At 70.2% G+C, this 25,791-nt stretch carries 18 protein-coding genes; 10 read left to right on the forward strand and 8 right to left on the reverse strand.

All coding sequences use genetic code 11. The features are described from left to right. Positions 1–7: 7 nt before the first annotated feature. Entirely contained in the window at positions 8–1,447 is a 1,440-nt protein-coding gene (locus ACFYW8_RS08390) for an FAD-dependent oxidoreductase (RefSeq protein ID WP_389069623.1), read from the forward strand. Positions 1,448–1,525: 78 nt separating this feature from the next. On the opposite strand, the gene ACFYW8_RS08395 is transcribed toward ACFYW8_RS08390, so the two are convergent. Then, positions 1,526–1,858 carry a hypothetical protein gene (locus ACFYW8_RS08395; protein ID WP_365868769.1) on the reverse strand — a complete coding sequence of 111 codons (333 nt, stop codon included), beginning with the start codon at positions 1,856–1,858 and terminating at the stop codon, positions 1,526–1,528. Positions 1,859–2,070: 212 nt separating this feature from the next. Here ACFYW8_RS08395 and ACFYW8_RS08400 point away from each other — a divergent pair, with 212 nt between their 5' ends. Then, on the forward strand, positions 2,071–2,889 hold the full coding sequence (locus tag ACFYW8_RS08400) for a rhomboid family intramembrane serine protease (protein WP_389069628.1): 819 nt from the start codon (positions 2,071–2,073) through the stop codon (positions 2,887–2,889). Between the two features lie 88 nt (positions 2,890–2,977). Here the strand turns inward: ACFYW8_RS08400 and hemE are convergent, their stop codons facing one another. Beyond that, entirely contained in the window at positions 2,978–4,045 is a 1,068-nt protein-coding gene (hemE, locus tag ACFYW8_RS08405; RefSeq protein ID WP_365868771.1) for a uroporphyrinogen decarboxylase, read from the reverse strand. 185 nt (positions 4,046–4,230) lie between these two features. On the opposite strand from hemE, the gene ACFYW8_RS08410 reads away from it, so the two are divergent. From ACFYW8_RS08410 to ACFYW8_RS08430, 5 genes are all read left to right on the forward strand, one after another. After that, on the forward strand, positions 4,231–4,905 hold the full coding sequence (locus ACFYW8_RS08410; protein ID WP_365868773.1) for a DUF3000 domain-containing protein: 675 nt from the start codon (positions 4,231–4,233) through the stop codon (positions 4,903–4,905). Between the two features lie 282 nt (positions 4,906–5,187). Then, positions 5,188–5,850, forward strand: a complete 663-nt coding sequence (locus tag ACFYW8_RS08415) for a response regulator transcription factor (RefSeq protein ID WP_019073943.1) — start codon at positions 5,188–5,190, stop codon at positions 5,848–5,850. A 182-nt stretch (positions 5,851–6,032) separates the two neighbouring features. Then, positions 6,033–7,310 (forward strand): ribonuclease D, encoded by a 1,278-nt coding sequence (locus tag ACFYW8_RS08420; RefSeq protein WP_365868775.1) that lies wholly within the window; start codon positions 6,033–6,035, stop codon positions 7,308–7,310. A 504-nt stretch (positions 7,311–7,814) separates the two neighbouring features. Next, the gene (locus tag ACFYW8_RS08425) at positions 7,815–9,041 is read left to right on the forward strand and encodes a thiolase family protein (protein ID WP_389069213.1); all 1,227 of its coding nucleotides are present in this window, start codon (positions 7,815–7,817) and stop codon (positions 9,039–9,041) included. Next, on the forward strand, positions 9,038–11,173 hold the full coding sequence (locus ACFYW8_RS08430) for a 3-hydroxyacyl-CoA dehydrogenase NAD-binding domain-containing protein (protein ID WP_389069215.1): 2,136 nt from the start codon (positions 9,038–9,040) through the stop codon (positions 11,171–11,173). Before ACFYW8_RS08425 ends, ACFYW8_RS08430 begins: the two co-directional genes overlap by 4 nt. Before the next feature lie 85 nt (positions 11,174–11,258). Here the strand turns inward: ACFYW8_RS08430 and ACFYW8_RS08435 are convergent, their stop codons facing one another. Then, on the reverse strand, positions 11,259–12,785 hold the full coding sequence (locus tag ACFYW8_RS08435; RefSeq protein WP_389069217.1) for a hypothetical protein: 1,527 nt from the start codon (positions 12,783–12,785) through the stop codon (positions 11,259–11,261). 32 nt (positions 12,786–12,817) lie between these two features. Next, complete coding sequence (locus tag ACFYW8_RS08440) at positions 12,818–14,305, reverse strand: hypothetical protein (RefSeq protein WP_389069218.1); 1,488 nt, start codon at positions 14,303–14,305, stop codon at positions 12,818–12,820. Between the two features lie 64 nt (positions 14,306–14,369). On the opposite strand from ACFYW8_RS08440, the gene ACFYW8_RS08445 reads away from it, so the two are divergent. After that, positions 14,370–14,609 (forward strand): hypothetical protein, encoded by a 240-nt coding sequence (locus tag ACFYW8_RS08445; RefSeq protein WP_389069221.1) that lies wholly within the window; start codon positions 14,370–14,372, stop codon positions 14,607–14,609. A 232-nt stretch (positions 14,610–14,841) separates the two neighbouring features. Here ACFYW8_RS08445 and ACFYW8_RS08450 read toward each other — a convergent pair whose 3' ends face one another. After that, a complete protein-coding gene (locus ACFYW8_RS08450) occupies positions 14,842–18,708 on the reverse strand; it encodes a CDP-glycerol glycerophosphotransferase family protein (protein WP_389069224.1) in 3,867 nt (1,288 codons plus the stop codon). Positions 18,709–19,104: 396 nt separating this feature from the next. Here ACFYW8_RS08450 and ACFYW8_RS08455 point away from each other — a divergent pair, with 396 nt between their 5' ends. After that, positions 19,105–20,199: an LCP family protein gene (locus tag ACFYW8_RS08455; RefSeq protein WP_389069227.1), complete on the forward strand. Its 1,095-nt coding sequence runs from the start codon at positions 19,105–19,107 to the stop codon at positions 20,197–20,199. Positions 20,200–20,334: 135 nt separating this feature from the next. On the opposite strand, the gene ACFYW8_RS08460 is transcribed toward ACFYW8_RS08455, so the two are convergent. After that, positions 20,335–21,351, reverse strand: coding sequence for a hypothetical protein (locus tag ACFYW8_RS08460; RefSeq protein ID WP_389069229.1), 1,017 nt, complete (start codon positions 21,349–21,351; stop codon positions 20,335–20,337). 114 nt (positions 21,352–21,465) lie between these two features. On the opposite strand from ACFYW8_RS08460, the gene ACFYW8_RS08465 reads away from it, so the two are divergent. After that, on the forward strand, positions 21,466–21,840 hold the full coding sequence (locus ACFYW8_RS08465; protein WP_389069231.1) for an NTP pyrophosphohydrolase: 375 nt from the start codon (positions 21,466–21,468) through the stop codon (positions 21,838–21,840). Positions 21,841–21,998: 158 nt separating this feature from the next. On the opposite strand, the gene ACFYW8_RS08470 is transcribed toward ACFYW8_RS08465, so the two are convergent. Together ACFYW8_RS08470 and dxs are read right to left on the reverse strand one after the other, a co-directional pair. After that, positions 21,999–23,522 (reverse strand): amino acid permease, encoded by a 1,524-nt coding sequence (locus ACFYW8_RS08470; RefSeq protein ID WP_365868795.1) that lies wholly within the window; start codon positions 23,520–23,522, stop codon positions 21,999–22,001. 148 nt (positions 23,523–23,670) lie between these two features. Then, positions 23,671–25,602, reverse strand: a complete 1,932-nt coding sequence (gene dxs / locus ACFYW8_RS08475; protein WP_365868797.1) for a 1-deoxy-D-xylulose-5-phosphate synthase — start codon at positions 25,600–25,602, stop codon at positions 23,671–23,673. Positions 25,603–25,791: the final 189 nt, after the last annotated feature.

Below are 25,791 nucleotides of genomic sequence, written 5' to 3' on the forward strand. Positions count from 1 at the left end.
TATGAGCATGAGCGGTACGGACGGCACAGGCAGTACGGGCGGCACAAATGGCACGGGCGGTACGGAGGGGGCCCGGGAACGACTGGTCGTGATCGGTGGTGACGCGGCGGGCATGTCCGCCGCGTCACAGGCACGCCGGCTGCGCGGTCCGGACGAGCTGGAGATCGTGGCGTTCGAGCGGGGCCACTTCACGTCGTACTCGGCGTGCGGCATCCCGTACTGGGTGGGCGGCGACGTCCCCGGACGCGACCGGCTGATCGCGCGGACCCCCGAGGAACACCGTGAGCGCGCCATCGACCTGCGGATGCGTACGGAGGTCACCGAGATCGACGTCGCGGGCGCCCGGGTGCGCTCCCGGGACCTCGGCACCGGGGCCGAGGCGTGGACGCCGTACGACAGACTCGTGATCGCGACCGGCGCGCGTCCGGTCCGCCCCGACCTGCCGGGCGCCGACGCGCCGGGCGTGCACGGCGTGCAGACCCTGGACGACGGCCAGGCCCTGCTCGACACGCTGGCGGTGACCGGAGGCCGCCGCGCCGTGGTCGTCGGCGCGGGCTACATCGGTGTGGAGATGGCCGAGGCGCTCATCAACCGCGGGTACGAGGTGACGGTCGTCAACCGCGGCAAGGAACCCATGTCCACGCTGGACCCGGACATGGGCCGCCTGGTGCACACCGCCATGGAGGGCCTCGGGATCACCATGGTCGACGACGCCGAGGTGTCCGAGTTCCTCACCGGAGACGACGGGCGGGTCCGCGCGGTCGTCACGGACGACGCCACGTACCCGGCGGACGTGGTGGTCCTCGGCATCGGCGTACGCCCCGAGACGACGCTCGCCCGCGCCGCGGGGCTGCCGCTCGGCGATCACGGCGGGCTGCTCACCGACCTGGCCATGCGGGTTCGCGGGCACGAGAACATCTGGGCGGGCGGCGACTGCGTCGAGGTGCTCGACCTGGTCTCGGGGCGCGAGCGGCACATCGCGCTGGGCACCCACGCGAACAAGCACGGGCAGGTGATCGGCTCCAACGTGGCCGGCGGATACGCCACGTTCCCCGGTGTCGTCGGCACGGCGGTCAGCAAGGTGTGCGATCTGGAGATCGCCCGCACCGGGCTGCGCGAGAAGGACGCGCACCGGGCGGGCCTGCGGTTCGAGACCGTCACCATCGAGTCGACGAGCCGCGCGGGCTACTACCCGGGCGCCGCCCTCATGACGGTGAAGATGCTCGCGGAGCGCCGCACGGGGCGGCTGCTCGGCGTGCAGATCGTCGGACGGGAGGGCGCGGCGAAGCGCGTGGACATCGCGGCGGTGGCGCTGACCGCGGGCATGACGGTGGAACAGATGACGATGCTGGATCTCGGCTACGCGCCGCCCTTCTCCCCGGTCTGGGACCCCGTCCTGGTGGCGGCCCGCAAAGCGGTGGCGAAGGTGCGGCAGGGGGCCCGGTGACGGGCGTGGGCAAGCCCGTCGGCGCCCTGCCCGGCGGGTGCGGAGCCCGGCCGCCGGCGCGCGGCGGCCCGTGCTCGGCTAGGCGGACTCGTGCCCGGCAGTCCCGTTGATCCTGTCTATCGCCTGCCGGGCCTGCTCGGCGGGCGGCCGGGGCGGCAGCGAGGAGACCGAGGCCGCCGCCGTGACCGCGGGCGGGGTCTGGGCCGGCTTCGCGTGCGCCGCCGACCGGGAGGACCGCAGGCGATGGCTGACCGCCTCGTCCAGGGTCACGGGCCGCTGCATCCGGGCCGCGAGCCGCCCGGCCTCCTGGCCGAGCGCGGCGACGTCCTCCCAGGGGAGGTGCAGCACCAGGGCGATTTCCGCCTCGCCGTCGGGCAGGGCATGCATCTGAGGAGTAACTCGGTCGCTCATGGCCTGTGTCCTCACGTCTTCACGTCGTCGCGTCGTCGTACCCGCGCCGCGTCTTGGGCGCGGCGCGAGCGGTTGAGGAGACATACGGCCGCGGGGGCACAGGTGTTCAGTGTGTTCGATGGGCAACCGTGTCCGCCGCCGGGCAGGCCGCGCTCCACGCCCGGCCCCGTGGAGCGCGGATTCACCCCGCGCATCGGGGGCAGTACTTCCTCGTGGTCATTCCCGTCCATGACGTGAACCCGGTGCGGCGCACGCCCTATGTGACGTACGCGCTGATCGCCGCCAATGTGCTCGTGTTCCTCTACACCCCCGGTCTGGCCGGATCGGTGGCGGGGGACAGCGCCCAGTCGCAGCTGTGCCATCTGCACGCGTTCATGGACCATTACGCGGCCGTGCCACGGGAACTGATCCATCATCGGATGCCCCGGCTGGTGCCGACCGGCGAGGTCGGCGGCGGGCCGCACGGCTCGGGTTGCGCGGTGGGGCCGCCGGGCTACGACAAGTCGCCGCCGCTGTCGGTGCTCACGGCGATGTTCCTGCACGGGAGCTGGCTGCATCTGCTGGGCAACATGCTCTTCCTGCTGATCTTCGGCAACAACATCGAGGACCGGCTCGGACATGTGCGCTTCACGCTGTTCTACGTGGTCTGCGGTTTCGCGGCGGCGTACGGCTTCGCGCTGGTCAACGAGGACTCGGGCGACCCGCTGATCGGCGCCTCGGGGGCGATCGCCGGGGTCCTCGGCGCGTATCTGGTGCTGTATCCGAGGGCCAGGGTCTGGGTCCTCGTCCCTTTCCTGGTGTTCCTGCCGCTCCGGCTGCCCGCGTGGCTCGTGCTGGGCTTCTGGTTCGTTCTCCAGGCGGCGTACTCGTCCGGCGCCGCCGTGCCCGCCGCGGGAACGGTGGCCTACGCGGCGCACGTCGTCGGCTTCCTGGCCGGCATGCTCCTGGCCTGGCCGCTGCGCCCGGGCACCCCGCCGCCACCGGAACCGCGCCGCCTGCTGTTCGGCAGACAGGCGCGGCACAGCTGGTGAACCGGACGGGATGCCTCGCGCCCGCGGAACGAGCCGCCCTCGGGCGACCCGGCGGACGATCCGCGTACGGCTGAGGGAGCTGTCGCCCCTAGCGGGCCGTCTGCGTGTGGACGTACTCCACCAGACGGGTCAGCGCGTCCGGGTCCATGTTCGGCGGGACGCCGTGGCCGAGGTTGAAGACGTGGCCCTCCAGACCGGCGGCGGCGTCGAGCACCTCGCGGGTCTTCGCCTCGACGGCCTCGGTGGTCGAGAAGAGCACGGCGGGGTCGAGGTTGCCCTGGAGCGCCTTGCCGGGGCCGACGCGGCGGGCGGCCTCGTCGAGCGGGACGCGCCAGTCGACGCCGACCACGTCCGCGCCGGCCTCGCCCATGAGGCCGAGCAGTTCACCGGTGCCGACGCCGAAGTGGATGCGCGGCACGCCGTACGAGGCGACGGCGTCGAAGACCTTGGTGGACGCGGGCATCACCGAGCGTCGGTAGTCGGCGGGGGCCAGGGCGCCGACCCAGGAGTCGAAGAGCTGGACGGCGCTCGCGCCGGCCTCGATCTGCACCTTCAGGAAGGCGGTGGTGATCTCGGCGAGACGGTCGAGCAGGTCGGCCCACAGCTGCGGGTCGCCGTACATGAGCGCCTTGGTGTGCTCGTGGTTCTTGGACGGACCGCCCTCCACGAGGTAGCTCGCGAGGGTGAAAGGCGCGCCCGCGAAACCGATGAGCGGGGTCTCGCCGAGCTCGGCCGTCAGGAGCCCGATCGCCTCGGTGACGTACCAGACGTCCTCGGGGGTCAGATCGCGCAGCTGGGCCAGGTCGGCGCGGGTGCGGATCGGGTTCTGGACGACCGGGCCGACGCCCGGCTTGATGTCCAGGTCGACGCCGATGGCCTTCAGCGGGACGACGATGTCGCTGTAGTAGACCGCCGCGTCCACGTTGTGCCGGCGCACCGGCTGGAGGGTGATCTCGGCGACCAGCTCGGGCCGCGTGCAGGACTCCAGCATCGGAATGCCCTCGCGCACCTTGAGGTACTCGGGCAGCGAGCGACCGGCCTGCCGCATGAACCACACAGGCGTGTGCGGCACGGGCTCGCGCCTGCACGCCTTGAGGAAGGCGGACTCGTACGTGGCTGTCGGCTGCTGCCCGGCGGGGCTGTGGTTCGCGCTCACGACGCAAAGTCTCGCACGGCTCGCGGACATCCCCGTCCCGGGCTCCGGTACGCCCGCCGCCCGGCTCCGGACCTGCGGACGGCCCGCCCTCGGAAGTGGTGTTCGCGCGGCATGATCCGGACAGGGGTCCCACGCACGGGTGTCTCTCCCTGCGCGCGGGCTCCGTTCCCCTTAATCTTCCCGGCATGGCTGCGGCTCAGGGACGACTGTCGGACGGCGCTGGCGGAATGGACGACTCGAAGGAGAAGGAGGAGGACAGGAATGCGGCGGAGACGGCCCCGTTGCCCTTCCGGGCGGCCGTCGACGCGCTGAAGGCCGCCCGGCTGCGGCCGGACATCGAGATCGACCCGACGCGACCACCGCAGCGCCTGGCCCCGTACTCGTACGCGCTGGAGGCCGCGGTCGTCGCCGACGACGAGGATCTGGCCGACGGCCGCCTCGTGCTGCTGCACGACCCGGCCGGGCACGACGCGTGGCAGGGCTCCTTCCGTCTGGTGACGCTGGTCCGCGCGGAGCTGGAGCCGGAGATGGCCGCCGACCCGCTGCTCCCCGAGGTCTGCTGGTCATGGCTGACCGGCTCGCTCCAGGCCCGCGGTCTCTCGTACGGCGAGGCGAGCGGCACGGTCACGCGCGCGAGCTCGCACTACTTCGGCGGGCTCGCGGAGCGCCCGGCCGCCTCGCAGATCGAGATCCGCGCGTCGTGGACACCCCGGGAGGGACTCGGCGGCGTTCCGGACACGGCCGCGCACCTCGCGGGCTGGTGCGACCTGCTGTGCCAGATCGCCGGACTGCCGCCGGTGACCCCGGGCGACGCCTCGGTCGTCACCTTGCCGCAGCGCCGGGGACCACAGTCCCGCTGACCCCGGCAAGGGCGCGCGCCGACGCGCGCGCCCTTTCCGTTTCCTTACCGGCCGAATGTCGATACGACCACTTTCGGCCGCGTATCGACGTGGGAACGACTCGGTTCGATCTTCGGATGATCGATCGCGTGTCCGAATTGCACGGATTGTTACTCATCACATCGTGATCATTCTCTAAAGGTCGATGGGTTTGATGCCGAAGACGTCTGTGACCTTGAAAGCACGGTTCGTCCTGGCTCGCCCCCCCCAGAGCCGGTCCCGTCCCGCACCCCAGGAGGCCTGGTGTCCGTTCTCCTCGAGCAGCCCGCAAGCCTGGTCGCCTACCGCCCGAACAAGCCGACCGCCATGGTGGTCGTGGCCGACCCCCGGGTCCGCTCCACCGTCACCCGCCATCTGTGGGCGCTCGGAGTGCGCGACGTCATCGAGGCGTCGTCCGTCGCGGAGGCCCGTCCCCGAATCGGCAACCCGCGCGACATCTGCGTCGCCGACGTCCACCTGCCGGACGGTTCCGGCCTCACCCTCCTTTCCGAAACCCGAGCCGCGGGCTGGCCCAACGGCCTCGCCCTCTCCGCCGCCGACGACATCGGCGCCGTGCGCAACGCCCTCGCGGGCGGCGTCAAGGGCTATGTCGTCACCGGCACCCGTACGAACGTCGGGCTCCCCACCCGGCCCGGCGCCGCGCCCATCGGCTCGGCCGCCGCCCGCATGCACCGCCGCCCCCCGGGTGCCCCGAGCCACCCGGGCGGCTACCGCGAACTGTCCGGACGCGAGGTCGAGGTCCTTCGACTGGTCGCGGAGGGCCAGTCGAACAAGGCCATCGGCGTCTCCATGGGCCTGTCCGCGCTGACCGTCAAGAGCCACCTCGCCCGCATCGCGCGCAAGCTCGGCACGGGCGACCGCGCCGGAATGGTCGCGGTGGCCCTGCGGACCGGAATCATCCACTGACCCCTCCACCGCCCCCTCCCCCGACACCGCCCCGCCCGCCCCTCACCCCTCCTCCGCCCTGTGGCCGCCTCCCCGTGCGTGAACCGGGTCTTGCACGTACCTGACTGGTTTACGACCATCAGACGCCCGTCGACGGAACGTTCCGTCGGCGGGCGTTGTCCATACACAGATACTCTTGACAGGTGACCGACGCCCAAGAGACCGCAGCAGACAGCTCACTGCGAACCACCGGAGGCGGCCCTCCGGACGACGTCGAATCGGCGCCGACCCCTTTGCTCGAGCCCCGAGAAGGCATTCCGCCCGTGATCGCCGACGATGCCTCGCTCGCCGAGGTGATCGCCGCCTTCGCCGCCGGATCCGGCCCGGTGGCCGTCGACGCCGAACGCGCGTCCGGATACCGGTACGGCCAGCGCGCCTATCTGGTGCAGCTGCGCCGGGAGGGCGCCGGCAGCGCGCTCATCGACCCCGTCGCCTGTCCCGACCTGTCGGGACTCGGCGAGGCGATCTCCGGGGCCGAATGGGTCCTGCACGCCGCCACCCAGGACCTGCCCTGTCTCCGCGAGATAGGCATGATCCCCACCGGCATCTTCGACACCGAGCTGGCCGGACGCCTGGCCGGGTTCCCCCGGGTGGGCCTCGGCGCGATGGTCGAGGGCGTCCTCGGCTTCGTCCTGGAGAAGGGGCACTCCGCCGTCGACTGGTCGACGCGCCCGCTGCCCGAGCCCTGGCTGCGCTACGCCGCGCTCGACGTGGAGCTCCTCGTCGACCTGCGCGACGCCCTGGAGAAGGAACTCGACCGGCAGGGCAAGCTGGAGTGGGCCCGGCAGGAGTTCGACGCGATCGCGCAGGCCGAGCCCGCGCCGCCGCGCAAGGACCCCTGGCGCCGTACGTCCGGGATGCACAAGGTCCGCCGCCGCCGGCAGATGGCCGTCGTCCGGGAGCTGTGGGAGACCCGGGACCGCGTCGCGCAGCGCCGTGACATCTCGCCGGGCAAGGTGCTCGGGGACGCGGCGATCGTCGAGGCGGCGCTGGCCGTGCCCGCCAACCTGCACGCCCTGTCGGCCCTGAACGGCTTCGGGCACCGCATGGGCCGGCGCCAGCTCGAGCAGTGGCAGGCCGCGGTCGACCGGGCGAAGGCGCTGCCGGACACCGAGCTGCCGCAGCCCGGACAGCCGGTGACCGGCCCTCCCCCGCCGCGGGCCTGGGCCGACAAGGACCCGGCCGCCGCCGCCCGGCTCTCCGCCGCGCGGGCCGCCGTATCGGCGCTGGCCGAGCGGTTGAACATGCCGCAGGAGAACCTGATCACCCCGGACACCGTGCGGCGCGTGTGCTGGGAACCGCCGACGACACCGGACACGGAGTCGGTGGGCGCCGCGCTGGCCGCCTGCGGGGCGCGGCCCTGGCAGGTCGAACTGGTCACGCCGGAACTCGTGACCGCGCTGTCCCTGAAAACCGTCTAGAACGACCGCCGTTCGACCACCCCCGTCGGCGTGTTCCGGGCGCTCCGTCTGCTCGGGCTACGCCGAACGGGTCACCGAAGCGGAACCGACCCGTCGAACGGACGACGAGATCACGCCAAGATCCTGGGCCGCCGGGCCGGCCGCCCGGTTCCCCGGACATCAGCGACCGCGAAACGCCGTGGCGCCAGGCCCGGCGGCCGTTCGCACATCCGTGCGCGGACCCGTACCCGGACCGCGCACGGACCCGTACGCCGCGGCCCCGCAACACACGCCTCCCCGTACGCGACCCCCGACACGGCGTGCCCCGGGCCGCGCGCCGGCGCCGGACACCTGTGCGCGCCCCGCGGACCGGCCGGGGACCCCGAGGCCATCCGGATGTGACGTTCGCCGCTCCCGGCCTCGGGACTGGGCAGGTTGGTTACTCGTAAGTAGCATGGGTGCTGAGCGCGCGCTCAGGCGTGTGTCCGCGCAGCAGTGCCATCCCGCATCTGGAGGAGAGCCATCGTGCCTCGTACCGTCAGGGACGTCGTCTTCGTAGACGGCGTCCGCACCCCGTTCGGCAAGGCGGGCCCGAAGGGCATCTACCACGAGACCCGCGCCGACGACCTCGTCGTGAAGGCCATCCGGGAGCTGCTGCGCCGCAACCCCGGTCTTGACCCCAAGAAGATCGACGAGGTCGCCATCGCGGCGACCACGCAGATCGGTGACCAGGGTCTGACCCTGGGCCGCACGGCCGGCATCCTCGCCGGGCTCCCCCAGTCGGTCCCCGGCTACTCCATCGACCGCATGTGCGCCGGCGCCCTGACGGCCGTCACCGCCACCGCGGGCTCCATCGCGTTCGGCGCGTACGACGCCGTCATCGCCGGTGGTGTCGAGCACATGGGGCGCCACCCCATGGGCGAGGGCGTGGACCCGAACCCGCGGTTCGTCAGCGAGAAGCTGGTGGACGAGTCGGCCCTGTTCATGGGTATGACCGCCGAGAACCTGCACGACCGCTACCCCACGATCACCAAGCTGCGCGCCGACGAGTACGCCGTGCGCTCGCAGGAGAAGGCCGCCAAGGCGTACGCCAACGGCAAGATCCAGCAGGACCTGGTCCCCGTCTCCGTGCGCAACACCAACGCGCAGGCCGGTGAGACGGGCTGGGGCCTGGTCACCGCCGACGAGCCGATGCGTCCGGGCACCACGCTGGAGAACCTGTCCGGCCTGAAGACCCCGTTCCGCGTCCACGGCCGGGTCACCGCCGGTAACGCGGCCGGTCTGAACGACGGCGCGACCGCGTCGATCCTCGCGTCCGAGGACTTCGCCCGCGAGAACAACCTGCCGGTCAAGATGCGCCTGGTCTCGTACGCCTTCGCGGGCGTCGAGCCGGAGGTCATGGGCTACGGCCCGATCCCGGCCACCGAGAAGGCCCTCGCCAAGGCCGGTCTGTCGATCGAGGACATCAACCTCTTCGAGATCAACGAGGCCTTCGCCGTCCAGGTGCTCGCCTTCCTGGAGCACTACGGCATCGCCGACGACGACGCGCGCGTCAACCAGTACGGCGGCGCGATCGCCTACGGCCACCCCCTCGCCTCCTCCGGCGTCCGTCTGATGACGCAGCTGGCCCGCCAGTTCGAGGAGCAGCCGGAGGTCCGCTACGGCCTCACCACCATGTGCGTCGGCTTCGGCATGGGCGCCACGGTCATCTGGGAGAACCCGCACCACAAGGACGCCGGAGGCGACAAGTGACCACCGCTGAACTCCTGAAGGGCGCAGCCGAGCTGTTCCCCGACGAGGTCGTGACGTCCGCGCACGTACGCCACCTCGACCTGCCGTTCGGTGCGGGCCGTTTCGCCCTCATCACGCTCGACAACGGCTTCGACCACACCAAGCCGACCACCTTCGGCCCCGCGTCGCTGGCGAACCTGAACACCGCCGTCGACCAGGTCGAGAAGGAGGCCGCGGCCGGCGAGATCGTCGGTATCGGCGTCACCGGCAAGCCGTTCATCTTCGCGGTCGGCGCCGACCTCAAGGGCGTCGAGCTGCTCAAGCGGCACGAGGACGCGCTCGCCATCGGCAAGGGCGGCCACGAGGTCTTCAAGCGCCTGTCGGGCCTCGCGGTCCCGACCTTCGCGTACTACAACGGCGCGGCGATGGGCGGTGGCGTCGAGGTCGGTCTGCACTGCTCGTACCGGACCGTCTCCGCGGCCCTGCCGGCCTTCTCGCTGCCCGAGGTCTTCCTCGGTCTGGTCCCCGGCTGGGGCGGCTGCACGATCCTGCCGAACCTGATCGGCGCCGACAAGGCCGTCTCGGTCATCATCGAGAACTCGCTCAACCAGAACAAGCAGCTCAAGGGCGGGCAGGTCTACGACCTCGGCATCGCCGACGCGCTGTTCGAGGGCGCGGACTTCCTGGAGCAGTCGCTGCTGTGGACGGCCGCCGTCCTCAAGGGCGAGATCGCCGTCGAGCGCCCCGCGATCGACCGCGGCGAGGCCTGGGACCAGGCCGTCGAGCGCGGCCGGTCCATCGCCGACAGCAAGGTGCACGGGGCCGCCCCGGCCGCCTACCGCGCGCTGGACATCATCGCCGCGGCCAAGGACGGCGACCTGCAGAAGGGCTACGACGCCGAGGACGTTGCGCTCGCCGACCTGATCATGGGTGGCGAACTGCGCTCCGGCATCTACGCCTTCAACCTGGTCCAGAAGCGCGGCAAGCGTCCCGCGGGTGCGCCGGACAAGTCGCTGGCGCGTCCGGTCACCAAGGTGGGCGTCGTGGGCGCGGGCCTGATGGCCTCGCAGCTCGCCCTGCTCTTCCTGCGCCGCCTCGAGGTGCCGGTCGTACTGACCGACATCGACCAGGAGCGCGTCGACAAGGGTGTGGGCTACGTCCACGCCGAGATCGACAAGCTGCTGCTCAAGGGCCGTGTCAACAAGGACAAGGCCAACCGCCTGAAGGCCCTGGTCTCCGGTGTGCTGGACAAGGCCGAGGGCTTCTCCGACGCCGACTTCATCATCGAGGCCGTCTTCGAGGAGATCGGCGTCAAGCAGCAGGTGTTCGCGGAGGTCGAGGCGGTCGCCCCGGCGCACGCGATCCTCGCGACCAACACCTCGTCCCTCTCCGTGTCGGAGATGGCGTCGAAGCTGAAGAACCCCGAGCGGGTCGTCGGCTTCCACTTCTTCAACCCGGTCGCGATCCTCCCGCTCCTGGAGATCGTGCGCGGCGAGCAGACGGACGACGCCTCGCTGGCCACGGCGTTCGCCGTCGCCAAGAAGCTGAAGAAGACCGCGGTCCTCACCAAGGACGCCCCGGCGTTCGTCGTGAACCGCATCCTGACCCGCTTCATGGGCGAGATCCAGAACGTCATCGACGAGGGCACCTCGGTCGAGGTCGCCGAGAAGGCCATCGAGCCGCTCGGCCTGCCGATGTCCCCGCTGGTCCTGCTCGAACTGGTCGGTCCCGCGATCGGTCTGCACGTCTCGGAGACCCTCAACCGGGCCTTCCCGGACCGCTTCACGGTCTCCCCGAACCTCGCGGCCGTCGTCAAGGCCGGCAAGCGCGGCTTCTACGTCTACTCCGCCGAGAACGGCTTCAAGCCGGAGCTGGACCCCGAGGTCGCCGCGCTCCTCAAGCAGGGCGACGTCGTCCTGACGGAGGAGCAGGTACGCGCCCGGGTCCTCGACGCGGTCGCCCAGGAGATCGGGCTCATGCTCGACGAGGGCGTCGTCGCCGAGGCCCAGGACATCGACCTCTGCCTGATCACCGGCGCGGGCTGGCCCTTCCACCTGGGCGGCATCACGCCGTACCTGGACCGCGAGGGCGTCTCCGAGCGGGTGACCGGGAAGCGGTTCCTGGAGCCGGGGTTGGCTTCGGTTCCGGCGTAACGGCCTACGGCTGAAGGGGGGCCTCCCGGAACACCGGGGAGGCCCCCCTTGTCGTCTGCACGGCCCCTAGGAAAGTGCCGCTGTCTCAGGAAGTGCCACCTCGGTACGCGGCGGGGGCCGTCGCGGCCATGGCGTGCATCACGGTGAAGGGGAGCCTGGGCGCCGGGAACTCGGCGCCCGAGGCGTTCACGGCAAAGACGTCGAGGACGTGCGTGCCCACGCTCCACTGCCAGCCCGACTCCCATGACCAACGGCCGTCCGGGGCGACCGCTGTACGGCCCAGCAGCTTCCCGTTCTCGCGGAAGCCGACCTGGGCGAAGCCGCCCGCGGAGCCGGTGAAGACGATCCGCGGGTCCAGGACCTGTTCGTGCGCGACGGGTTCCAGCACCACGGGGGCGGTGGCGCCCGGCCTGACCGTCGACAGCATCGCACCGCCGTCCCGCGCCGGGGGCGTGGCCGGGGTCACGGAGTTCGCCCGGGTGCCGTCCACCGCCGTGAAGCGGAGCTCGGTGCGACGGGACTGGAAGCCCGCCGCGTCCACGCCGTACAGCTTCACCCGGTGTTCGCCCTTGTTCCAGGCCGTGCCCAGCTCCCAGGACCAGGTGCCGTCGGCGGCCACATCGGTCCGACCGAGATATTTGCCCTGTTCCCATAGGACCACGCGTACGGCTCCCGGAGCACGGCCCTCGAACCGGACGGCGTCCCTGCGCACCGGGGTCCGCGGCCCGGGTGCCATGACCGCCGGGGGCGGGAACTCGGCGCCGCGCATGATGGCCGTGGCGGTCAGGTAGGAGTCGATGGCGGACCGGTCGCGGTCCGGCTCCTCGAACCCGTTGCGCACGGAACCCAGCCGTGGCGCGATGCCGTCGATCAGAAAGTTGAGGAGTCCCATCAGCATGGGGACGTTGCGTCCCGTGACCTGGATGTGGTCGGCGATGTGCGGCGAGTCGCTGAGGACGAAGTTGAAGTTCTCGTAGTGCTGGAACAAGCCGAGGAAGGGCTCGACCTGGACCGGATACTGGTCATCCTGGGGCGAGGAGAGCACGTAGATGTTGGCGGTGCGGTTGGCGCCGGAGCGCACCAGGTCGGGTACGAGGGAGTCCACGATCCGCACGTTCTCCTCCGGCACACCCTCACCGAGCATGAACCGGGCGGTACCGGGACGCTCGTTCTTCACGTACGTGCCTATCGCGAACTGGGGCACGATGGCGACGATGTTCCGGAAGCCGTACTTGAGACCGAAGTAGAGAGCGGCACTGCCGCCCTTCGAACCGCCCCACAGCGTCACGGAGTCCGTGGTGAGGTCAAGGGCTTTCATCACCTTCGAGATGAGCGTGACGACGGACTGCTCCAGAGCGAAGTCCATCTCCTTGCAGAGGTAGTAGCTCTGGTTTCCCTCGAAACGGTCCCGAATCCACAGGATGTTCGCGCGCAGCTTGTCGAACACGCCGTTGGACCAGCCGTAGTCGGACGGTGCGGAGAAGTTGGCGAAGACGACGACCAGGTGCCGGTTGCCCTTCTGGCCGTGGGCGAACCGGTATTCGACCGGGAGCGTCCCTGCTGTTTCGATGCCGGTGAGCAGTTGCCTACCGCTGGCGGGTGCTGGGGACATGGGCTGATTCCACTCCTGAGGGGTGTCCCGGTTCACTGGCCGGAGACGGGTATGACGGCGAAGGTGATGGTCGCGGGCGGGGACGCCTCTCCCGCCTCGTTCGCTGCGACGACCTCGACGGTGTGCATACCGGGGTGCCAGTCGCGGTCCGCGTTCCAGAGCCAGCGGCCGTCGTGGGCGACCGAGCAGGAGCCCAGCAGGACACCGTTCTCCCGGAAACCCACGTGGGTGGCGGCATTGGAGGCGCCTGTGAAGCGGATGCTGATGGCGAGGAGTTGCTGGCCGGGCTCGGGGGTGTGCAGCAGCGGGGGCAGCAGGGTCACCCGAGCCCGCTCGGTGTCGAAGTAATGCTCGGGTGCCGATGTGTCATCCGGTGCCTGCGGAGCGGTGATCCGGTCCGACGCCGTGAACGTCACGTCGGTGCGGGCCGACTGGATCCCGTTCCCGTCGACGGCGAAGAGCCGCACCGTGTGCTCGCCGACGCTCCAGGGCTTCTTGCGCTTCCAGGTCCAGTCGCCCTCGGGGCCAACGGGTGCCGAGGCCAGGTAGTCGCCGTTCTCCCAGATGCTGACGCGTACCGCCCCGGGTGCCCGGCCGGTGAGGGGGACGCCGGTCACGAGCAGCGGATCGTGCGGGAGCGGCATGGTGACGACCGGCGGCGCGAGCCAGGTCTGCACGATCGAGGTGGCGGTGAGGAATCCGGTGATGCCCGACCGGTCGGCGTTGGGTTCCTCGTAGCCGTGCCGGGTGATGCCCAGTCTCGGGCTGATGCCCTCCACGAGAAGGCCGGCGATGCCCAGCAGCGGAGGTGTGTTGCGCTGGGTGACCTTGCCGTGGCCGGTGATGTGCGGGGACTCGCTGAAGAGGAAGTTGAAGTTCGGGTACCGCTGGAGCAGTCCCAGATACGGTTCGATCTGCGTGGCGTACTGCTCGTCCTGCGGCGAGGACACCAGGTAGATGTGCGCGTCCGGGTTGGCGTCGGAGGCCAGTAGGTCGGTCAGGACCGAGTCGAGGATCCGGACCCTGTCCTCGGGCATCGTCTCGCCGAGCATGTGCCGGCCGGTACGGGGGTACATGTTGCGGACGAAGGTGCCGATCCGCAGCTGCGGGACGCTGGCGACGATGTTACGGAAGCCGTAGCGCAGTCCGAAGTAGAGGGCCGCGCTGCCGCCCTTCGAGCTGCCCCAGAGGGTCACGTCGTCGGAGGTCAGACCGAGGGCCTTCACCACCTTCTGGATGAGCCCGATCACGGACTGCTCGATCCCGAAGTCCCCGTCCCTGCAGAGGTAGTAGGTGTTGCCGCCGTCGAACCGGTCGCGGATCCAGAGAATGTTGGAGCACAGGTTGTCGAGGATGCCGTCGGACCAGCCGTAGTCGTCCGGCGCGTGGATGTCGGCGAAGACGACCGTGAGATGCCGGTTGCCGCCCCTCGCGTGGGCGAACCGGTACTGCACGGGATGAGCGCCCGAGACGTCGATCCCCCGGATCACCCGGCGGCCCTTGGCCGCTGATTCAGACATTTTGCGCTTTCCTTGTCATTGAGAAGATGTAGCGTCTGGTCGGCAGGCAGGCCGTCATCTCGTGATGCATCCGCCTGCCTCCCCTTCCGCGCCCGGCCGCGGTGCCCGCCGATGGCGCCCGACCGCCGTCGCGGCGGTCGCCCTGCCGGGGTCGGCCACCGCGGTGACCGTGGCCCGGACCTCCCGGTCCGACCGTTCGTCCGCGTCGACGCGGTCCCTGACCGCGGCGCCCTGGAACATGTGCGGTGTCGAGCAGTGGAGCCGCGCGGTCACCGGCGGCAAGCCGGTGAAAAACGGCCGCTGAGCCTGCTTGCCACCGCTGCGTAAGCGCGGGTGATCTTTGTGCAGGAGACCTGCGGCGCCGAACTGGAGTCGGTGCGGGCGGGTCTTGGCCGGTCCCGGCACGCAGCGTTCCGGCCCTGCTCCCGGCGCGGGCGGACGGGCAGAGCACTTCCCGCCTCGGGCCCTCGGCAGGTACACCGAGGGCCCGAGGCGGCAACGCGGGCGCGGCTGTGGAGTGATACGGCCGAACAGGGTTACACGACCATGCCCTCGCCGATCCTGTCCCGGGGAACCTGGCTGCCGACGGCGCCACCCCGTACGGGCTGGCTGGGCAGGGCGTTCATGAGCCGGTCGGGGCCCGCCCCCGTCTCCGCCGGAGTCTGCTGCGGTGTGAACCAGTGCTCGGCGTTCCAGCGGAGCGGCGTGAGGGGGCGTCCCTGGTGCCGGGTGTCCGCGGAGCCCACCGCGGGGGCCCGCGCCTCCTCGGGGGCGAGGTCGCCTCCGGCGATCAGTATCCGGTCCGCCAGGCGAGCCGCAGCGAAGCCGTCGTCGAGGTCGCAGAAGTCCTGCTGGAACGAGCGGTAGCGCTCGGCGTAGTCGTCCTGGATCCGGTCGATGTCCCGGATCGCACTCACCAGGTCCTCGGACGTGGACACCAGGGGTCCGGGCGCTCTGCGTTCGAAGTCGAAGTAGAAACCGCGCAGGGTGTCGCGATAGTGGTCCATGTCGTAGGTGAAGAACAGGATCGGGCGGCCGGTGTTGACGTAGTCGAACATCAGGGACGAGTAGTCCGTGATCATCACGTCGGTGATCAGGGACAGATCGGCCATGTCCGGGTAGTCGGAGACGTCGAAGACGAAGCCGTCGCCGGCTCCGGGGACCGGGTCCACCACGTTGGGGTGACGGCGTACCAGGAGGACGTGGTCGGCGGCCAGCCGGGCGCGCGCGTCCTCCAGGTCGACGCGGAAGTCCAGCTTGTACTTGCCGGGCGCGTAGTACTGGTCGTCGCGCCAGGTCGGCGCGTACATCACGACCCGCTTGCCATCGGGCAGTCCGATACGGCGGCGGATCTCCCGCTCCTGGTGTTCCGTGCCAGGTCGGCGCAGGATGTCGTTGCGCGGGTAGCCGCACTCGACCATCTCGCCCGGGAATCCGAAGGCGCGCTTGAGGATCGGCGTGGAGAAGCTGTTGGGCGAGACCAGCATGTCCCAGTTCTGCACCTCCTTCTCGACCCGTTCCAGATAGCGCTGGTCGGCGAAGTGGATGGCCTCGATGTCATGGCCGATCTTCTTCAGCGGGGTGCCGTGCCAGGTCTGTACGACGACCTGGCCGTCGCGCTTCTCGAACCAGTCGGGCAGGTGGTTGTTGGCGACCACGTACCGGCTGGTGGCCAGGGCCTCGTACCACTGCGGGGACCACATGCGCACGGGTGTGGCGGTCGGCGGGACCTGGACCTGGTCGTCGCGTACGACCCACAGGTGTTCGAGGTCGAGGCCCCGGCGCACCAGTTCCTCGTGCAGCGCGCGCGGGCTGTCCGAGTACTGGGTGCCCTTGAAGGCGTCCAGGAGGATCGCGGGTCGTACCTTCTCGCGGCGTGCCGCCGGGTAGGCATCGGTGCGCAGCAGCTTCTGGCGGTAGGGGCCGCGGGCGTGATCAGGCATGGCGGAGTGGACAAGGAGGGAGAGCCGGTCGTAGGCCTCGGCCTGGAGTTCGTAACGGCGTTCGCCCGCCTCGTACTCCTCCGGGAAGGCGGCAACGATGTCCTGCTCGATCTTCACCATGAGGTCTTCGAGCCGGTCCTCGCGGGCCACCGCGGACAGGTCCTGGCGGCGCAGGAAGAAGTCCCAGCGTCCGGAGGCGAGCGGGATGTCCCCGGCCAGGGTGCGCATGGCGGCCGGGGTCAGGACGGACCGGAACTCGTTGCCGTCCCACTGGACGGGGACGGGGCGTTCGTCTCCGTGGGCGCGTGAGCGGACCACGAGATGGGCGTCGCGGTACTCGCGCTCGGTGAGCAGGTCGGCGGCGAGGTAACGGCCGGTGATCTCCAGGGAGCCGTCCTCGTGCCAGGCGACGGCAGTAGCCGTGGGCAGGGTGGCGCGTTCGAAGAGCACCAGGTAGCCGGAACCGTTGCGGTGGACGACGACCTCGCGGTCGCCCTCGCGGGTCTGGAGCCGGGCGGGCATGCGGTAGTGCCCGTCGGACATCTGCTCGGCGGCCACCGGGTAGATGGCCGTCTTGCGGCCCTCGGCGTGGAAGGTGGTCCTCCAGCCGTTGCTGCCCATGCTCCAGGACTGGGGCACCTCCACGCCGGACACGGCGTCGGCGCGGTATCCCGGCACCAGGACGCGCAACGGGATCCGGGCGGTGAAGGTGCACCAGCCATCGCCGCCGGGCCAGAAGTGGACCCGGGCGTCGTGGCGGCCGGCGCCGCTCATACTGGTGACCCGGAGCTTGCCCCACTCGGGCACCCTGGAGCCGAGATAGACGCCGTTGATCTCCAGGTGGTCGCCGCTGACCCGGTGGCCGGTGATCCGGCAGCGCACGATCTCCACGCGCAGCTTGAGCTTGCCCTGCAGGAACACGGGCAGCACGCGGGTGTTGCGGTCGACGTAGCGGTACGGCGGGTTGGCGGCGGTTCCGGCGCCGCCGCGGTCCATGCCCCGGTAGCGGAACAGCCCGCGACTGAGGACGCCGACGGCGACATCCCAAGTGCCCTCGACCCACTCACCCTTGCGCTTGAGCCGGGTGGTGTCGATCTGCGTCTCGAAGCCGGCCCAGTCATAGCAGTAACGATTCTGCTGGGAGTGCTCGGTGGCCTGGGGTGCGTAAGTGGTCTTCGCGGTAGCAAAAAGCATCCGCCCCTGCTTCTTGCTGCGCAGGGCGATCGCCTTCACCGACATGTGCTTCTTGTGCACATTGATGAAACGAACGTATGCCGCACCCGTGAGGGTGAGCAGATGGCCGTCATTGCTCCAGCGGGCGCCGCCGAGCGACCCGTGCAGCGAGAACTCCTTGTCCAGTCGGTAGGCCTTCTTGTCGAGGCCGACCTCGCGGTCGCCGAGGAAGGGGTACTTCAGGTAGCGGCGGAAGCGCCGCTGGACGGGCATCGGGCCGCCGAGCCGTTCGAACTGGATGACCTCCAGCAGTTCGGACAGCCGCCGGTCGCGCACCAGGAGCCACTTGACCCGGGCATCGGCCGGCAATTCGTCGATGATGGAGGGGTCGGCCTCGTCGAGGAACTCGTTGGCCCACTCCATGAAGGCCTGCTGGTACTCCTCGTCGGCGTCCGGGAGCACCTTCAGGTGGAGCATCAGGTCGGACTTGAGGCAGGCGAGGTCATACTTGCGCTTGCCCTCCTCGTAGACCTGGGAGCGCCGTTCGGCGAGGAAGCGGCTCACGGACTGCACGGCGGCGACCCGGTCGCGCAGGTTGGACAGCTCGTTGTGGCGCTGGGTGATCGAGGGGGCGGCACCGCCCTCGCGGCGCCGCCAGAAGTAGACGATGTCGGTGACGACGTCGACCTTGGCGGCCCGGAAATGGGCGTACATGTTGACCCAGGAGTCCTCGTAGAGGACGCCCTCGGGGAACTCGATGAAGTGGCAGTCCCAGAAGGACCGCCGGAACAGCTTGTTCCACACCGTCCGGTCGTAGATGAGCGCGTCGAACTTCGTGATATGGGTGCCGCGTCGGCTCTTCTGCATCGGGCTCTTGTGCAGGGGGGACTGCCACTTCTTGGTGGAGTTCATCATCTGCACGTTGCCGGAGACGAAGTCCGAGCCGGACTCCTGCAGGGTGCGCACCAGCAGTTCGTAGGCATACTCGGGAATGACGTCGTCACCGTCGACGAAGGCGATGAACTCGGTGCGCGGATGCATGGCCCGCAGGCCGGCGTTCCGGGCATGTCCGGGCCCGTGCGGTTCCTGTCGGATCAGCCGGAAGCGCGGGTCGGTGGCGCAGAACTCAGCCGCGATGCGAGTCGAATCGTCGGTGGACCCGTCGTCGACGAGGATCACCTCGAAGTCGCGGAACGACTGACGTGCTATCGATTCCAGGCACTCGGTGAGATAGATCTCAACGTTCTGAAACGGCACAACGACACCGAGACGCGGATGATGCGTCAATTTTCACTCCTACCGGGACAATTCACCCAATGAGTCCATCGATCAGCTGACACTGGGCACGCCCCGTGACCCGGCGAGTCCGCAGCCCCCTGCCGCGTGGACAATCGCCGCCCCTGCGATCTCGGACACGAGCCCTCTCCATCGAGGGCCACGAGACCTCCACCGAAGATCACAGGACCTCCACATTCTTAGCCAAGACTGCACCATGGTCAAGAAGAGACAATGTGACGTTCACCTGGGGTTCAGCTGCAGGCCAGCCCCCCTTAAAGCATGGTCACCGGGACGCCTATAGTTCTCGCACTGCACTGCACTGCTTCGTATCAGTTGGGCCGGTTCCCCCCTCCCGGGCCCCGCAACTCCGCGCGTGCGGAGCTCGTGAGGAGAGGACTAAGTCCAATGACGCACATCAACACGACCGAAAACCGACCCACCGCCAAGCCGGACGACACCGGACGGCGCGACTCCGGGCCGCGCAGGAGACGCCGGGGCCGCATCGTGCTGCTGACGCTCCTGGTCCTACTGCTGGCCGCTGGCGGTACCGCGTACTGGCTCTACAGCGGTCTCGACAGCAACATCAAGGGCATCGACCTCGACAAGGCGATCGGCGACGACCGCCCGGCGAAGCTTCCCACCTCAGGGCAGAACATCCTGATCCTCGGGTCCGACTCGCGCGCCGGAGCCAACGCCGCGCTCAAGACGGGCCACGTCTCCGGGGCGCGTTCCGACACCGCGCTGGTGGTGCACATACCCGAGGGCCGCAAGAAGGCCATCGCTATCAGCATCCCGCGTGACACCCTGGTGACCCGCCCCGAGTGCACCGAGGCGGATGGTTCGAAGGTGCCCTCCGCGCGGCGCGTCATGTTCAACTCCGTCTACTCCCAGGTCGGTTCGGCCTGTGTGGTCAAGACGGTGGAGCAGATCTCCGGGATCCGCATGGACCACTACATGGAGATCGACTTCGCCGGCTTCAAGGGCCTGGTGGACGCGATAGGCGGCGTGACCGTCACCGCCGACGAGGACATCCACGACACCTCCAGCGGCCTCGACCTCACCGCCGGCACGCACCGGCTGGACGGCACCCAGTCCCTGGAGTTCGTGCGGACCCGGCACGGTATCGGCGACGGCAGCGACCTCGGCCGCATCGGCCTCCAGCAGCAGTTCCTGACCGCGCTGCTCTCCGAGATCAAGAAGCAGGACCTGCTGGGCAGCCCCACCAAGACGTACAAGATCGCCGACAGTCTGACCCAGGCGCTCACCACCGACTCCGACCTCGCCTCGCTCACGGCCCTGGCCGAGTTCGGCCGGAGCATGAACGGCGTCGACCCGTCCACGATGGAGACGATCATGCTCCCGGTGTCGTACGACAAGATCGACCCGAACCGGGTCGTGGCGGCCGAGCCGCAGGCCTCGACCCTGTGGAAGGCGCTGCGCACCGACTCCGCGATCCCCGAGTCGGCGAAGAAGTCGCCCGCCACCGGCGGGAGTTCCTGACCCGTCGCGCGCCAGGAGGCTCCTGACTCGGGGTCGACTCGCCCTCACTCACGCGAGGTTGAACCACTTCACCGCCGTACTCACCTTCTGTACGGCGGTGTCGGCGTGCGTTCCAGTGCGCGTCGGCCGTCGGTGTCAGACCGACCGCCATGCCTCCAGAGCGATCCCCGGTTCCTCCTTGCGGCGGGTGACGCGGAGTTCGCCCGTTTCGGGGGAGAGGGTCGCGGCGACCACCCGGCCCTCCTCGTCCTCCGCCAGCGACAGCAGGGCATCGGCGGGGAGTTCGGGCCCCGACTCCGTCCACCACGCGCCCGCCGACTCGTCCTCGGTCGGGTAGGCGGCGAAGGCCACCCGTCCGCTCGCCGAGCGCTGCGCCAGCAACGTGCAGTCGTGGCCGTCGAGTTCGCAGCGGATGACACACACCGGCCCCGGACCGGCCGAGGCCAGCAGTGCCACCGGCTTGGTGCCGGGACGCCAGGCGCACACATCGCCCGAGTCGTCGGTGAAGAAGAGCGTGGTGGAGTCCGCGGAGGTGGCGAGCGCGCGCAGGCTGCCGGGGCGGACCGGTGCCTCCAGCGCCTCGTCCAGGGCGGGTTGCGTGCCCGGCTCCTCCTGACGCCAGTGCAGAACGCCGCCCGGGACTGCCGCGTACAGCTCGATACGGCCGGAACTCCCGGTCACGGCCGCCAGATCCCCTTGGACGTCATGCCCCTTGAGATCGCACCAGGGCCCCCAGCCGCCCTTCTCCTTCTGGGCGATCATGCTCACTCCACCGCCCTTGTTGCGGACGAAGACGTGGGCGCGTCCCTCCGCGTCGACCGCGACGGCGGGGTTGCCGGTCCGGTCCCCGGTGCGGTTGGGGTGACCGATCGGGTTCCAGTCGAGGGCGGTGAGGTCCGGCCGGAAGTGGGTCGAGTGGACGAGGCCCGACTGGTCGCGGCCCGTCGGACGCCAGGAGACCAGGTGGGTGTAGCGATCGGCGCCCTGGCCCAGGGCCAGTACGGAGTGCAGGCGTTGGTCGCCGCCCACGGTACGCGGAGTGTCCCAGGGGCCACCGGGTCCGCGCTCCGCCCGGCAGCGGACGGTGGCCTCGGACAGCAGGTACGCACCGAGCCTGCCGTCGCGGCCGCGTATGAGCCAGTCGACGTTCACCGCTTCACCTTAATCGTGGACGGGCCGCGTGTTCATCGGGGGCGGGCCGTTTCGCCGAGGCCGTGTCCGTCCTGACGCGGCCCGGGGCCGAGGGCGTTCTGGAAGGGTGAGGGCATGACGACTCTGCTCATCGTGGACGGCGCCAACGTGGTGGGGTCCGTGCCGGACGGCTGGTGGCGGGACCGTCGCGGCGCCGCCGGGCGGCTCAGGGACACGTTGGCGGAGTTCGCCGAGCAGGGCCTGCCCGGCCACCCGGGCCCGCTGGAGATCGTCCTGGTGGTGGAGGGCGCCGCGCGTGGGGTGGACTCCGTCCCCGGGGTCCGTGTCGAGGAGGCTCGGGGCAGCGGCGACGACCGGATGGTGGAGCTGGTGGCCGAGGCACGGGACCGCGCCTGTCTGGTCGTCACGGCCGACCGCGAACTACGACGCCGGGTCGGCGAACTGGGCGCGGAGGTCACGGGGCCGCGCACGGTACGCCCTCGCCCCTGACCGCCGGATCGGGTCCGGGGCACTCCCCGTGGCGCCGGTCCGCACCGCCCTCACCGCCGCCGCCCGCCCGGCGCACGGGCACGTCACAAGGCCCCGCCGTCCCCGCCGGAGCGGGACGTACGGGGCCATGGGACAGCGGGAGGCGGCCAGGACGGGTCCTACCCGGCGGTGCCGCCGGGCGGGTTGCGGGGCTCGCCGAGGGTCGTCTCCTCGTGCCGGCCGAGGCGGCTGTGCGAGCGCCCGTAGAGGAAGTACACGACGATGCCGATCACCATCCAGATCGCGAACCGCAGCCAGGTCTCGGCGGGCAGGTTCAGCATCAGCCACAGCGTCGCGAGCACGGACAGGATCGGCACCCACGGCACCAGCGGGGTGCGGAAGGAGCGGGGCAGGTCGGGGCGGGTGCGGCGCAGGATGACGACGCCGACGGCGACCACGATGAAGGCGAAGAGCGTGCCGATGTTGACCAGTTCGGCCAGCTCGCTGAGGCTGGTGAAGCCCGCGAGGATCGCGATGATCACACCGAGCAGGATCGTCGGCCGGTGCGGGGTGCGGAACCTCGGGTGGACGCGGGAGAAGAACCGCGGCAGCAGTCCGTCCCGGCTCATCGCGAAGAAGACACGGGTCTGGCCGAGCAGCAGGATCATGCAGACGGTGGTCAGTCCGATGGCGGCGCCGAAGCTGATGACGCCCGCGTACCAGGGGTGCCCGGTGGCCTTGAACGCGTCGGCGAGCGGGGCGTCCACGGACAGCTTCTTGTAATTCTGCATGCCCGTGACCACGATGGACACGAGGACGTAGAGCGTGGTGCAGATGATCAGCGAGCCGAGAATGCCGCGCGGCATGTCCCGCTGCGGGTTCTTCGTCTCCTCGGCGGCGGTCGCGACCACGTCGAAGCCGATGAAGGCGAAGAACACGACGGAGGCCGCGGTGAAGATGCCCATCACGCCGAAGTTGGTCGGCGCCCAGCCGAACATGAGCTGGATCAGCGGGGTCTTGATGCCGGTGCCCGCCTCCACGGCCTGCGCCGGGGGGATGAAGGGCTTGTAGTTCTTGCCCTCGATGAAGAAGGCGCCCGCGATGATCACGATCAGGACGACGGTGACCTTGATCGCGACGACCAGCGTGGTGATCCGGGCGGAGAGCTTCACGCCGATGACGAGGATGGCGGTGAGCACCAGGACCAGCGCGGCGGCGAGGATGTCGAAGCCGAACCCGTGGGCCCCGTCGCGCCCGCTGAGCGACTCGGGCATGTGCCAGCCCGCGTTGTCCATCAGCGAGCGCACATAGCCCGACCAGCCGACGGCCACCACCGCCGTGCCGAGCGCGAACTCCAGGACCAGGTCCCAGCCGATGATCCAGGCGGGCAGTTCGCCGAGGGAGGCGTAGGCGAAGGTGTACGCGGATCCCGCGACCGGGACGGTGGAGGCGAACTCGGCGTAGCACAGGGCCGCCAGGGCGCAGGCGACACCCGCGGCGACGAAGGCCAGCGAGACTCCCGGTCCCGCGTTCTCCTTGGCCACCTTGCCGGTGAGGACGAAGATGCCGGTGCCGATGATGACGCCGACACCGAACACGGTGAGGTCCAGAGCGGACAGCGTCTTCTTGAGCGCGTGCTCCGGCTCCTCAGTGTCCAAGATCGATTGTTCGACCTTCTTCGTCCTGAAGAGGGTGTTGCTCACGGACGTACCTCCCACGCTTGTCGTCCTCGACATGATCGAGAGGGCAGGTAGCACGTATCCCCCGACGCGGCCCGGTTCACGCAGATGGGCCGGTTTCACCACCCGTACAGGGTGCTGAAACCGGCCCATCGGCCCTGCCGTGACTACGTCAGTCGCGCGCGGGCTCCACCGCGTCCATGGCCTGCGCGGTGGTGCTCTCGTACCGGCCGTCGAGCTTGGCGACGAGACCGGTGACCTGCCGGGCGATGTCCGGAGCGGTCAGGCCGATCTCCGCCATGACCTCGGCACGCGAGGCGTGGTCGAGGAAGCGCGGCGGGATGCCGAAGTCGCGCAGCGGGACGTCGACGCCCGCGTCGCGCAGGGCCTGCGCGACCGCCGAGCCGACACCGCCGACCCGGGAGTTGTCCTCGACCGTGACCACCACGCGGTGCTGCTCGGCGAGCGGGGCCATGGCCTCGTCGACCGGCTTGACCCAGCGCGGGTCGACGACGGTGGTGGAGATGCCCTGCCGGTCGAGGAGTGCGGCGATCTCCAGGCACATCGGGGCGAGCGCGCCGACGGAGACCAGCAGCACGTCGGGCGCGTCGGTGCCGGGCTCCCGCAGGACGTCCATGCCACCGATCCGGCCCACGGCGGGCACGGCCGGGCCGACCGCGCCCTTGGAGAAGCGCACCACGGTGGGCGCGTCCTTCACCTGGACGGCCTCGCGCAGCTGGGCGCGCACCTGGTCGGCGTCGCGCGGCGCGGCGAGCCTGAGGCCCGGGACGACCTGGAGGATGGACATGTCCCACATGCCGTTGTGCGAGGCGCCGTCCGTGCCGGTGACGCCCGCGCGGTCCAGGACGAACGTGACGCCGCACTTGTGCAGGGCCACGTCCATCAGGACCTGGTCGAAGGCGCGGTTGAGGAAGGTCGCGTAGACGGCGAAGACGGGGTGCAGTCCGCCGGTGGCGAGGCCCGCCGCGGAGACGGCGGCGTGCTGCTCGGCGATACCGACGTCGTACACCCGCTTGGGGAACGCCTTGGCGAACCGGTCGAGGCCGACCGGCTGGAGCATCGCGGCGGTGATCGCGACGATGTCCTCGCGCTCCTTGCCGAGCTCGACCATCTCCTCGCCGAAGACGGAGGTCCAGTCGGCGCCGGAGGAGGCGATCGGCAGGCCCGTGTCGGGGTGGATCTTGCCGACGGCGTGGAAGCGGTCCGCCTCGTCCTGGAGGGCGGGCTGGTAACCCCGTCCCTTCTCGGTGAGGCAGTGCACGATGACCGGGCCGCCGAAGCGCTTGGCGCGGGCGAGGGCCGACTCCAGGGCCTCGATGTCGTGGCCGTCGATCGGGCCGACGTACTTCAGGCCGAGGTCCTCGAACATGCCCTGCGGGGCGATGAAGTCCTTCAGGCCCTTCTTGGCGCCGTGCAGGGTCTCGTAGAGGGGCTTGCCGACGACCGGCGTGCGCTCCAGGAGGTCCTTGCCACGGGCCAGGAAGCGCTCGTAGCCGTCGGTGGTGCGCAGGGTCGCCAGATGGTTCGCGAGGCCGCCGATGGTCGGCGCGTACGAACGCTCGTTGTCGTTGACGACGATGATCAGCGGGCGGTCCTTGGCGTCGGCGATGTTGTTCAGCGCCTCCCAGGCCATACCGCCGGTGAGAGCGCCGTCACCGATGACGGCGACCACGTGGTCGTTCCTGCCGAGCACCTCGTTGGCCTTGGACAGGCCGTCGGCCCAGCCGAGGACCGTGGAGGCGTGCGAGTTCTCGATGATGTCGTGCTCGGACTCGGCCTGCGAGGGGTAGCCGGACAGGCCGCCCTTCATCTTCAGCCGGGAGAAGTCCTGGCGGCCGGTGAGCAGCTTGTGGACGTAGGACTGGTGCCCCGTGTCCCACAGCACCCTGTCCTTCGGTGACTCGAAGACGCGGTGCAGGGCGATGGTCAGTTCCACGACACCGAGGTTGGGGCCGAGGTGGCCGCCGGTCTTGGAGACCGCGTCGACGAGGAAGGTCCTGATCTCGCCGGCCAGCTGGTCCAGCTGCTCCAGGCTGAGCCGGTCCAGATCGCGCGGTCCCCTGATGCGGGTCAGCAGCGGCACCCGTGCCTCCTTGCTAGAGCTGTTGCCGGGCTTGGTCGAGTCTAATGTTCCGCCTTCGCGGGCGCGGGCCGGGCCTGGCGTTGTACGCCACACGATCGGCCCAACCGGACGGGAACACGCGTTCCATGTCCGGACGTGACTGTGCCCGGCGCCACCACTGGCGCCGGGCACAGGATGTTTCACAGGGAC

It is taken from the genome of Streptomyces sp. NPDC002742 (assembly GCF_042888885.1).
Lineage (GTDB): Bacteria > Actinomycetota > Actinomycetes > Streptomycetales > Streptomycetaceae > Streptomyces.